Annotated in this window: 10 protein-coding genes; 1 reads left to right on the top strand and 9 read right to left on the bottom strand. The window is 28.1% G+C overall.

Annotated elements, in window-relative coordinates; genetic code table 11:
- Positions 1-113: 113 nt before the first annotated feature.
- From LQE93_RS05545 to LQE93_RS05510, 8 genes are all read right to left on the bottom strand, one after another.
- Entirely contained in the window at positions 114-1346 is a 1233-nt protein-coding gene (locus tag LQE93_RS05545) for a peptidase U32 family protein (RefSeq protein ID WP_231072539.1), read from the bottom strand.
- Positions 1347-1542: 196 nt separating this feature from the next.
- Complete coding sequence (locus LQE93_RS05540; RefSeq protein ID WP_231072537.1) at positions 1543-2409, bottom strand: SDR family oxidoreductase; 867 nt, start codon at positions 2407-2409, stop codon at positions 1543-1545.
- 75 nt (positions 2410-2484) lie between these two features.
- On the bottom strand, positions 2485-3480 hold the full coding sequence (locus tag LQE93_RS05535; RefSeq protein WP_231072535.1) for a DUF4003 family protein: 996 nt from the start codon (positions 3478-3480) through the stop codon (positions 2485-2487).
- Positions 3481-3624: 144 nt separating this feature from the next.
- The gene (locus tag LQE93_RS05530) at positions 3625-3981 is read right to left on the bottom strand and encodes a hypothetical protein (RefSeq protein WP_231072534.1); all 357 of its coding nucleotides are present in this window, start codon (positions 3979-3981) and stop codon (positions 3625-3627) included.
- Positions 3982-4135: 154 nt separating this feature from the next.
- On the bottom strand, positions 4136-6109 hold the full coding sequence (locus LQE93_RS05525; RefSeq protein ID WP_231072532.1) for an ABC transporter permease: 1974 nt from the start codon (positions 6107-6109) through the stop codon (positions 4136-4138).
- The gene (locus tag LQE93_RS05520; protein ID WP_231072530.1) at positions 6099-6869 is read right to left on the bottom strand and encodes an ABC transporter ATP-binding protein; all 771 of its coding nucleotides are present in this window, start codon (positions 6867-6869) and stop codon (positions 6099-6101) included. The genes LQE93_RS05525 and LQE93_RS05520 overlap by 11 nt, the downstream gene beginning before the upstream one ends.
- 262 nt (positions 6870-7131) lie before the next feature.
- Positions 7132-8142, bottom strand: a complete 1011-nt coding sequence (locus tag LQE93_RS05515; protein ID WP_231072528.1) for a sensor histidine kinase — start codon at positions 8140-8142, stop codon at positions 7132-7134.
- Positions 8139-8810, bottom strand: a complete 672-nt coding sequence (locus tag LQE93_RS05510; RefSeq protein ID WP_055263657.1) for a response regulator transcription factor — start codon at positions 8808-8810, stop codon at positions 8139-8141. The genes LQE93_RS05515 and LQE93_RS05510 overlap by 4 nt, the downstream gene beginning before the upstream one ends.
- A 218-nt stretch (positions 8811-9028) precedes the next feature.
- Here LQE93_RS05510 and LQE93_RS05505 point away from each other — a divergent pair, with 218 nt between their 5' ends.
- On the top strand, positions 9029-9805 hold the full coding sequence (locus LQE93_RS05505) for an SDR family oxidoreductase (RefSeq protein ID WP_231072526.1): 777 nt from the start codon (positions 9029-9031) through the stop codon (positions 9803-9805).
- Positions 9806-9881: 76 nt separating this feature from the next.
- On the opposite strand, the gene LQE93_RS05500 is transcribed toward LQE93_RS05505, so the two are convergent.
- On the bottom strand, positions 9882-12860 hold the full coding sequence (locus LQE93_RS05500; RefSeq protein WP_231072524.1) for an MFS transporter: 2979 nt from the start codon (positions 12858-12860) through the stop codon (positions 9882-9884).
- Positions 12861-12909: the final 49 nt, after the last annotated feature.

Raw genomic sequence — 12909 nt, 5'->3', positions numbered from 1 at the left:
TTTACACGTATTACTTTAACATATTTTAATTTAACTTTCAAATATGTGTATAATTTGTTAATATTAATTTAAAACTGATAAAAGAGCTAACGTTTTCGCTAGCTCTTTTCTAATTAAACTAATGCTTTTCTAATAAAACTATTCTTTTCTAACTCAAATGGAACTTTAACTTTACATATCATTCCTGGATGTGGACATCCATCTATTTCCTCTCCAGCTTCATTAAACAATACATCAACTGTAAAAGATTCACCAGTAATTTCTGGTGATAATATTTCTACAATGTCACCTTTTACAAATTTATTTCTTTGTCTACACGTAGCTAATCCAGTTTCTTTATCATAGTCTAATACAAGCGCTACTACATCATACTCTCTTACGTGATTGTTTGTATCAAATATAAGCCCTTCTTCCATAGGTTCATTAAAGAAAAATCCAGTATGGTATCTTCTATGAGCTACCTTATACATTTCATCTAATAAATACTTTGGTAATTTATAGTTTTCAGGATCTTCAAAATATAAATCTATAGCTTTTCTATACGCATTTACAACTATAGCTACATAATATTCACTCTTATTTCTTCCTTCTATCTTTAATGATGATATCCCTGCCTTCATAAGCTCTGGAATATGCTCTATCATGCATAAATCCTTAGAGTTCATTATATATGTTCCATATTGATCCTCTTCTATAGGGAAGTATTCATTTGGTCTTTTTTCTTCAACTAATGAATATTTCCATCTACAGCTTTGTGCACATGCTCCTCTATTTGAATCTCTTCCAGCCATATAGCTTGAAAGTAAGCATCTTCCTGAATAAGAAATGCACATTGCCCCATGAACAAATACTTCTAGTTCTAAATCTTCAGGAATATTTTCACGTACTTCAATTATATCTTTTAAAGAGCATTCTCTTCCTAAAACTACTCTCTCTGCTCCCATCTTATGCCACATATTACATGCTTCATAATTTACAGTATTAGCTTGTGTACTTATATGTATAGGTAATTTAGTATATTTTTGAACAAGAGAGAATACTCCTAGGTCTGATACTAAAACTGCATCTATCCCTACTTCCTCTAGCTTCTTTAAATGCTCTGCAAGTTTTTCTAAATCTGAATTTCTTGGCATTATGTTAACAGTACAGTACATCTTCTTTCCATACTCTCTAGCTATCTTCACACCTTCTGCCATTTCCTCATAAGAGAAGTTTTGTGCAGCAGCTCTTAGTGAAAAAGATTGCCCTCCAAAATAAACTGCATCAGCACCATATTGAAATGCTATCTTTAATTTTTCTAAACTCCCAGCAGGAGCTAATAATTCAGGTTTCTTATACTTAGTCATCTTCTATCTTCCTCTGTTTTTAATATTTATGAATTTATTATTACTCATTTATTAATATTAAACAATAGTTTTTTAACCCTAAGTAAATTCTTTTCACCTTTGCGAAATAAATATTTCACTTAACACAGTTACTTTTCCTTATTCACATAGTGAATCTTTTCACCTAACATCTGGTTACTCTTCCCATTAACTCCAGCTAACTATTAACTATCTCTCCTCCGTTTACGTGAATAGTTTGACCTGTAATATATGATGCATTATCAGAAGCTAAAAATACATACGCCCCTGCACACTCTACTGGCTGACCAGCTCTTCCCATTGCTACATTTTGACCAAAGGATGCTACTTCCGTCTTAGTAAATGATGCTGGTATAAGAGGAGTCCATATTGGTCCTGGTGCAACTTCATTTACTCTTATATTTTTCTTTGCTTTTGCTAGTTCTGTGGCAAGTGATCTTGTAAGTGCAGTAATAGCTCCTTTTGTCATGGAATAATCAACAAGCTTTTCATTTCCCTTAAATGCTACCACTGAAGCTGTATTAATTATGCAAGATCCTGAAGTCATATGTTTTAATGACTCTCTTGTCATATAAAAAGTTCCATATATATTAGTTTTCATAGTTTTATCAAACTGCTCATCTGTTATATCTTTAAAATCTTTATCTTCATATTGAACCGCTGCGTTATTAACTAATATATCAATTTTTCCATACTCTTTAATTGTTGTTTCTACAACATTTTTACAAAACTCTACATCACTAATATCTCCAGAAATTATTGTACATCTCCTACCATTTTCCTCAACTAATTTCTTAGTTTCTTCAGCATCTCTATGCTCATTGAAATATACAATAACTATATCTGCACCTTGTTTTGCATAAGCTATTGAAACAGCTCTCCCTATTCCACTATCTCCACCTGTAATTATTGCTACTTTACCATTTAAAGTATCACCTTTTTTATTATAGCTAGGATGGTCAAATATAGGTCTTGGGTTCATTTCACACTCAAATCCTGGTTGATGTTTTTGCTCTTGCATAGGAAAAGATTTTGGAAATTCCATATCTATGCCTCCTTAATTTATTAATTGTCATAGATTAGTATTCCCAAAATCTTTATTGTAATTTATATTCACTTTTTAAGATGATGAACTCGCTGCAGCTGCTGATGCTGCTGCAGCTGAAGAAATTAAAACTGCTGTTTGCATAGCTATAGCCACAGTTAATGCAATATTATTAGTATTAATTATAATATTTTCTTTTATGTTATTATCTAAAGTATCTAGATAATCAATTGAAACTAATGTTGCAGAAATCATATTTCTAAAATTACTTCCTAAAGCAAAGTTCCCAAATCCTTTTTCTTTCTTTAAATTCATACTTACATCTGCAATATTCATAGCAAAATCTTCTTTATTATCAGCTAAAAAAGTTATTATTCCAAGCATTGGTATAAAGTAATCTTTTAAAGGAACCTTCTTCTCTTTCATAATTGAGTTCATTGCTAATACTTCGTCACACTTTTGTATTGAAGGTAAATTTATTAAAGACAAAATATGTGATAAGGATTGAATATTATTACTATAAGAAATCCTATTGTCCTTTAAATACTGATAGATTTCTTCTATCTCATTAAAGGTTTCTTCTAAATTAGCTGAAGTTGTAGCTATTATTGCTGCATTTGCAATATCTTCTTGACCAGTTAAAAATCTATGATGCTTTTTCATATAGTCATATGCTACTCTAGTATTTCTTACTGCATCATCAACATTAACTCTATACCTTGCATTAAATATTACCTGTGCTGCCATAACTAAATATTCATTAGTAAAAAATTCATCCTTTAACTTATCATAAATAGATATAATTTCCTTTAAGCTATATTCCATATCATCTTCAAATGAAATTGTTATTGCAGTGGTTAACTTATTAATCCCTCTAAAATTTGAAAACATAGAAGTATTTTTCTTAATTATATCTAATGCCAAATTGATTCTATCTGTATCTACTCTTTGGTTTTTCATTGTACAAGTTAATGCACTACTCTTTATTTGAAATCCATACATTCCCCATGAACCTTTTACATCCTCTAAAGCTTTATTATTTTCTAAAAACAAATTAATTTTCTCATTCATAACTCTCACCCCATAATCTTCCTTAAATTTATTATAAGTTATTCTATAACTCTTTTCAAGATAATTTTTACCATTTGTTTAGATGTATATTTTTTTATATTTTCCTTAGCTTTTGTTATTCTTATATTCTTCTTATTCCACTTTTCAAAAATCCTTATATATATTTCTTTTTTTGTTTTTATATTGTTTTATTAGAGTAACAGAAGTGATACTACTACTCGTATCACTTCTGTTACTATTACTAGTATCACTACCGTTACTACTGGTATTTAATTTAGTTTCAATAGTATCACTTGAGTTACTACTACTCATATCACTTCTGTTACTATTACTAGTATCACTACCGTTACTACTGATATTTAATTTAATTTCAATAGTATCACTTGAGTTACTACTACTCATATCACTTCTGTTACTATTACTAGTATCACTACCGTTACTACTGATATTTAATTTAATTTCAATAGTATCACTTAAGTTACTACTGATATTTAAAATCATATTACTTACCCTTATAAAACCATAATTACATTTAATAATAATTACACTTACTTTCATATTTAATTTCTTAATATATAATTACTTTAACACCCTATTGTTTGCTGGATATTTGTCTGATATTTGTTTAAAATTTATTTTATTTGTTTTATTTGCTTTATTTTATTATCTTCTTCGCACCATTATAAGTAGCTATAAAATATCCACCATATATAAATACAACAGCTATCATAGTATATAAAATGTATTTAAGCATATTTGCATTTCCAAAGATAGAAACTATATCACCTGATACTTTTAAGCCAACTATAGAATGTACTATTGCAAGTGATAAAGGTACCATAAAGTAAATTCCTATTTGATAAAATAATGATCTTTTTATCATTTTATCATCTACCCCTATTTTCTTTAATAGTTCGTACCTATAACTATTATCTGCTGATTCACATAATTGCTGCAACGCAAGAACTGCTGCTGATGTAATTAAAAACACTATTCCTATATAAATAGCTAAGTATGATATCATTGCTCCTAAACCTATAGAGCTATCTATTAATTCATTTTTAGTCATTCCATAAACAGGAATTTTCCCTTCTCTATTAACTGATCTTAGATTATTATTTATAAAGTTTTCTGCCTCTTCTTCACTGCAATTAAATTTAATATTTAAATTTGTCATTGAAACTTCTAATCCATTAACTAAGCTATCATTTACTACAAATGTACATAAATTATTTTTCATTGTTGAATTATACGTAGTTACTTCCATAACTTCATAGTTAGCAGGCTTTAATTCATTTCCATTTACAATTACATTTGTTTCTCTATCCATAGCTTCTTGAATATACTTTATTAAATCTGGTATATCTCCAAAAGCATAATATTCATTTTCTTCTAAAGCTATCTCTTCTTTACCTAACATTCTCATAACTGAATTAAAATCACTTAACTTTATTGCTTTGATTTTATCATCTACAAAAATAGGATAATTATTTTTATTTTTTTCCATAGCCTCTTGAGAAATAAACTTACTATAAGTAGTTTCTGTATTATAGTTTGTATATTGAGACCTTTCCTCTATTATAGGGTCAAGGCCACCATATTGTTCATTTATAACTCCTATTATATTATCTGTATCATAACTCCAAAAACTAGCATCAAACTGAGTTAAGTCATCTAAATCTTTATTCATTGCTTTAGTAATTCCAAGTCCTCCTGAAAATGTACATATAGCTACAAATAACATTAAACATATAAAACTCATAGAAATAAAAGTTGTATTAATCTTGCTGTTTATTTGTCTTAAAACAAACATATTTAAATCCTTTAAATAATGCTTTTTGTTTGCTTGTAAAATTTTTAGTAAAAATCCTGATAATGAAAAGAAAAATAAAAATGTTCCTACAAATCCAAGTATTATTGGAACTATATTAAATACTACAGCTACCCCAGCTTTTAATACCATATAATAAGCAATTCCTATCATAGTGATACTAATTAAAAATACTACTACTGATATCCATATATTCTTTACTTTTAAATTTTCATTTTTTCTTGCTCCATTTAACAAATCTATTAATTGTACTTTTCTAACAGCATATGAGTTAAATATAAGTACAACTAAGTAAATAAGTCCAAAACATATAATAGTTCTAATAAATGCATCCTTTGAAAATATAAAAGTAAACTTTGTAATATCTGTTTTAAATAACTTAGCTGTAAAAACTGATATTCCTTGTGATAATAAAACTCCACATACCAAGCCTATACCTAAAGATATTACCCCTATTAACATAGTCTCAACAAATATTATTCTTGAAAGACTTTTATTTTCCATACCTAAAGTCATATATATTCCAAATTCTTTTTTTCTTCTTTTTATCAAATAATTATTTGCATAAACTATTAAAAATCCTAAGATAAAAGATATAAATACTGATGCTATACCTATTACAGAATTAGTAAGTTCAAAGGCATTAGCTTGTAGTGCAGTTAACTCCATCATTACACCTTGTGATTTAATAGAATTAAATGTATAAAATATGCAAACACCAAACACTAATGTTAGAAAATATATTGTATAATCCTTTAAGCTCTTCTTTATATTTTTAGCTGCTAATTTAAAATACATCTCTTTGGTCACCTCCAAGAAGAGTTACAACTTCAATTATCTTATTGAAAAACTCTTTTCTTGAATCATTTCCGCGAATTAGCTCATTAAAGATTTTTCCGTCTTTTATAAATAGAATTCTACTAGCATAGCTAGCTGTAAAGGCATCATGAGTTACCATCATAATAGTTGCCCCTAATTCTTTATTTAAATGTTCTAGACTTTCAAGTAACATCTTCGCTGACTTAGAATCTAAAGCCCCTGTTGGCTCATCAGCAAGTACTATCTCAGGCTTTGTGATTATAGCTCTAGCAGATGCTACTCTTTGCTTTTGCCCTCCTGATATTTCATAAGGATATTTATTTAATATGTCTGAAATATTAAGTTTATCTGCAACTTCTTTAACTCTCTCATCTATTTCTCTATGATTTAATCTTTGAATAGTCAATGCTAATGCTATATTTTCATAAGCAGTTAATGTATCTAAAAGATTAAAGTCTTGAAATATAAAACCTAACTTTTCTCTTCTAAACTTAGCAATATTTTTAGAATTCAATTTTGTAATATCTTTATCAGCTATCTTTATATGACCACTAGTTACTTTATCTATAGTCGATATACAATTTAAAAGAGTTGTCTTCCCACTTCCTGAAGGCCCCATTACTCCTATAAACTCCCCATTTTCTACTGTAAAGCTTATATTATCAATGGCTTTAGTTATATTACCTCTTTTACCATAATACTTTTCTATATTTTCTACTTTTAAAACTTCTCTGTTCATCTTTACCTCCAACATATGATTTAGTCCATATATAAATCATATATCCTTAAAAAGCTTCTAACCATAGAACAATATAACACTAACCTTACATTTTTGTTATATAAGCAGATATTTCAAATTTCCAATTTGGAATATCTGCTTACTCCTATGTAACATAGTGTAATAGTAGTTTCCTTATTATTAACATTGATTTAGATATTTAAAAGATGCTGTATATGATTTAATTATAAAGTCATATATAACATCTTTTATTTAATATCTCTTAAAATTTCATCAAATTATTTATAGGAAAAATAATTGAAACCTTAGTTCCAACCAGTTCTTCTGATTCTAATTTAATCCCTAATCCAAGTTTAATACAAAGCTTTTTACATAAATATAAACCTATTCCTGTAGATTTGCCAAATATTCTTCCATTCTCTCCCGTATATCCTTTTTCAAAAACCTTAACTCTATCTTTTTCATTAATTCCAATCCCATTGTCACATATATTTAATATTACATCCTCATTAAATTTCTCACAATAAACCTTAAGCTCACTCTCTTTTTTATTCATATATTTAATAGAATTGCTAATTATCTGATTTAATATAAACTCTATCCATTTGCTATCACAATAAACTTTTTTATCTACATCATAAATATTTATTTTTATTCGTTTAGCAATTAATGTATTAGCATTTTTTCTTATAACATTATTTATAGAATCACTTAAATTAATCTCTTTAATAATATAATCCTTTTCCAAAACATTACTTCTTGTATAATAAAGAGATTGTTCTATATAATCCTCAACCCTTCCTAGCTCTTCTCCGATACTTCGAGTTATTTTTGAATCATTGTTTTCAATAAGTAATTTACAGGTTGCTATAGGTGTTTTTATCTCATGAACCCACATTTCTATATACTCTCTATATTCATCAATACTTAGCTTATATTTAGATATTTCATCATTCATAGATTTATTAGCTTGATCTATTATATTATGAATAAGTTTACCTTCAAGAAAATCACTTTCAGCAACTACCTCAGAAAGTAAATATTTTTTATCTAAGGATTGTAAATCTTTTTCTATCTCATCATAATATCTTTTCTTCCTAAAAAATTCATAAAAATGGAATATAAATATACCAATTAAATTGATAATAAAAATAAATACTATAGCATACATATCTATCTTAAGAGTTATTAAAAGCACTGCCGTAAAAATAAGAATTACTATATTTAAAGCAATAAATAATATTCTCTCCTTAAAAAAATCTACTATATTCATATCAATATATACCCTTGCCCTCTCTTAGTTTGTAAATATCCTTCTGCTCCTATTTCTTCTAACTTCTTTCTTAATCTATTTATATTTACAGTAAGAGTATTATCATCTACAAACTCATTAGACTGCCAAAGGCTTTTCATTATATCATCTCTTGAAACTATTTTTTCTTTATTTTTAATAAGAGTATATAGTATCCTACTTTCGTTTTTAGTTAACTCAATTGTGCTACCTTCATATTCAGCTTCACTTGTAGATAAGTTATATTTTAAATTTTTAAATTGATAAACTTCACTTTCATTTTTGCTATAACTACGTCTTAAAAGTGATGATATCCTTGCTAAAAGTATTTGAGTGTTATAAGGTTTTGTTACAAAATCATCTGCCCCTAGATTCATACTCATAAGTTCATCTATCTCACTATCTCTACTTGTAACAACTATAATAGGAAGGTTAGATTTTTTTCTTATCTCCCTACAAATATAATATCCATCATAATAAGGAAGATTTATATCTAAAAGCACTAAACTAGGAATAGCTTTTAAAATATCTTCCACAATATTTTTAAAATCATTAGAAAACTCCGTTTCATATCCATATCTATTTAACAAAGTAATTAATTCTTCTCTTATTTTATCTTCGTCTTCAACTATAAAAATTTTATTACTCATTTATTCCTCCAAAAAATTATTTATTATTAATTATTCTCTCTAATCTACCTACGTAAACTTATGCTAAATCACAATCACTAAATTCTAGACAATAATAAAACTCCACTTCAGCTTATTACCATATTATTGTAAAGTATTATATTTGTCTATAACACTACTATATAGATATCTATATTTAATATATAATAATTCATATAATTAAATTAGGAGGTATAACTATGAACTTTAAAGATAAAGTATGTGTAATAACTGGCGGTGCTAATGGAATTGGTAGATGTATCGTAGAAGAATTCATAAAAGCTGGTACAAAAGTTGCTATTATTGATACTGATAAAATTTCTGGAAATAATCTTATAAAAAAATTCGGTGAAGAAAATCTCTTCTTCTATTATGGAGATATAACAGAAGAAAATACTCTTAATGATTTCGTTAATAAGACTATTGAAAAATTTAAAAATATAGATTACTTAATAAACAATGCTTGCATAAGTAGAAAAGGTATTTTATCAGACTGCTCCTTTAATGATTTTAACTATGTTTTAAAACTAGGAGTAACTGCACCTTACATGCTAAGTAAATTATTTTTAAACTACTTTAATCCTAAAGCTTCTATAGTTAATATTTCTTCTACAAGAGCTTACATGTCTCAAGCAGATACAGAAAGCTATACTGCAGCAAAAGGTGGGATAAGTGCATTAACTCATGGCCTTAGCATAAGTTTAGCTGGAAAAGTTAGAGTAAATTCTATAAGTCCAGGATGGATTGATACAGGTGCATATCAACATAGTGAAAATTATAAACCACAATATTCTATCGGTGATACTTCACAGCATCCATCAGGACATGTTGGTGAACCTCTAGATATAGCTAATATGGTTTTATTCCTTTGCAGTGATAAGGCCGGTTTTATTACAGGCGAAAATATAACTATCGACGGTGGTATGACTAAGCAAATGATATACCATGATGATTGTGGTTGGACATATATAAAATAATTCTTTAATAATTAAAACCTAGTGATTATACAAAATTTAAAATCTTATAATCACTAGGCTTTTATTTAATTTCCTTTTATTCTTCTAAACCTTCAATTATGGCTTTTATTTGTAAATTAATTAAAAGCATCTTTTCTTTATTTACCTTGCATACTTTTCTATCATAAGTATATAGACCATTAATTTCATCTTCGACATCACTTACCTGAGTATAAACACAACCACTTAAGCCGTCTTTTATAGCTGGTATAATCATCTTTTCATACATATTTATAATGCTATCACTTAATTCTTCACTATTCTCACAGCTTCCATATCCATAAGTATTGTATTTACTATAAACATGTCCAGGTACACAATAAGAATATCCTCCACATTCAGATACAAATAAAGGTCTCTTTGTTTTTGGTAATTTTATAGTTTTAAAGTAAATATGAAGACTATCTACATCACTCTTTTCCTGTGCGAACCATCCTGAAGTAGAATCTATAAACCTAGTAGTATCTTCTCCTTTAACTATATCATATAGCTTATCGCTATCAAATTGACCCCACCCCTCATTAAATATAGTATATCCAATTATACATGGGTGATTATATAGATGTTTTATAGTGTCTTTACTATGTTTTATAAATATCTCTCTTCCCTCTTTTGTACCTCTTCCATTATCATCTCTCTTTACAAATCCTAAACTTGGCAGCGCTGTATCTCTTATAAAAGAGTATCCTCCATTGTTAACCATATCTTGCACTACTAACATTCCATGCTTGTCACAATAATAGTAAAAGCACTCTGGCTCAATCTTAATATGTTTCCTTAACATATTAAAACCTAATTCCTTCATTTTTAATATATCATTTTCAAAGCCTTTTTCTGACGGTGGTAAAAAAATACCATCACAATAATATCCTTGGTCAAGCACACCATGTAAAAATACTGGTTTTTCATTTACACAAATTCGTTCACTTCCATTTACATTTCTAATCGATACTGTTCTTAATGCAAAATAGGATTCTACTAAATCATTCCCAGCCCTTATATTAAACCTGTACAAGTATGGATTGTCTACGGTCCATAAAATAGGATTATATTTATTATTACTTGGCAATACAATATTATCTAAATCTATCCTAACTTTTCTGTCTTTCGATTTTAATATATGTGTATATCCATCAAGAAAAACATTTATCTCATATTCATCTGCATTTGTATCTACTTCGAGATTTACTCCTGTCATATCAGGTATTATCTTTATATTTTTTATATAATTCTTAGGAACACTTTCAATCCATACGCTTTGCCATATTCCACTGACGGGGGTATACCACATACCTTCTCTTTTCTTGCATTGCTTTCCATATGGATATTTCCTTGATAATGTATCTATAGCCTTTACAACTAATTTATTTTCTCCATTTTCATTTAAAGCTTCAGTAATATCTATTGTAAATGGTAGGTATCCCCCTTCATGAGTGGCTAGCTTTTTACCATTCATCCATACTTCTACAACTTGATCTACAGCTCCAAAATTTAATAATACTTTATCCTTTTTAAAGCTGCTTGGCAGTTTAAAGTATTTTACATATGTTAACTCACCTTTATATATTCCTCTATATCCTGATAAATCTGATTCTGGTGGAAATGGTACTTCAATATCTTCACCATTTAATTTCCAAAGTCCATTTAATGAAAAATAAGAATCTCTCTTCATTTGTGGTCGTGGATATTCACTCCATCCAATTTTTTCTTCACTTTTAAGTTTCCAATGCCCTTCTCTCATCAATTTAAAAATTCTATATAATACTAAAAATAAAATTATAGCTACAATAAAAGCTGCTAAATAAATTCTGTTATCTGGTATAAAAGACTCCGTTCCATCATTATTTATTATTACATTTGCATTATGCAACACCATAGCCCCAATTGCAGGGCCTATTATTCCCGGAATAAGTACTTGTCCAAAAATACGTAAACCTTGAAATAAACCTGCCTTATCTTCTGGAATATTATCTTTTATCATTGCTCCAAAGCATGCCATTCCAGTTAAATATCCAGTCATCATTAATAAAGATCCAATAAAAACTAAAGTTGTGGCTTTAGTAAAAAATAATATTACATACCCTATCATTAAAATTGATATTGATGGCATTACTGACTTTTTAAACCCAATTTTATCGTAAACCTTTCCATAAAAAGCTGTAATTATAGCTGCTATTATAATTGCAGGAGCCATTATCATAACGTAATTATCCATACCAAGAGCTTTTTCATAATATAAAATTAGATATGGCATAAAAATATTTATAGAAATTCCAAAGATAGCAAATGCTCCAACTATTGAATATAACAGAACATTCTCCTTTATAACTGATAATCTAAAACTATAAATCACATTAGCCCAATAATTGTTAGTATCTTCTGACTTTATAGTAACATCCTTTATTAATATAAAACCTAATAAACCTATTATTGTAACACTAACACCTATTATTAAATATATTGTTGTCCAACTAGACGGTATATCTAAGTCAAATGCCATAAATCCACCAAAAACAACTAATATAGATATAAGTGGCATCATAGAATTAATTCCTTCTATTTTCCCTCTATTACTATCATCTCCAGAATCAATAAGCCATGCATTAAAACAAGCATCATTAGCTGATGATCCGAAGAAAGTCATAATACAATCTAATACTATAACTAATAAAATTCCTAAAGATGCCGCAGCAGTAGTACTTCCTACCATAGGTGTTAATATATCCATTCTAATAAATGCAAATGCAAGAATTGATATTCCCCACATAAGATACCCAGTACAAATAAATATCTTTCGTTTTCCAACCTTATCTGATAAAGCTCCAATAAATAGAGTTGTTATAGTTGCAGCCACTGCACTAGCTCCAACCATAAGCGAAATATCTGCTGCTGATGCATTAAACATCTTATAAATAAAAACATTTAAATACATATTTTCTACTACCCAAGCAATTTGTCCCATGAGACTAAAAATCACAAGAGTTATCCAAAATTTATTTCCTAATTTATTTTTCATAAAGTCCCCCTTTATCCTATTTATACCATTACTCAATTTTACCATATAT

The sequence above is a fragment of the Clostridium sp. NSJ-145 genome (assembly GCF_021044725.1).
GTDB classification, from domain to species: Bacteria; Bacillota; Clostridia; order Clostridiales; family Clostridiaceae; genus Clostridium; species Clostridium disporicum_B.
Note: the sequence above shows the minus strand (reverse complement) of the source record. Positions and strands in the feature narration are given on the sequence as shown.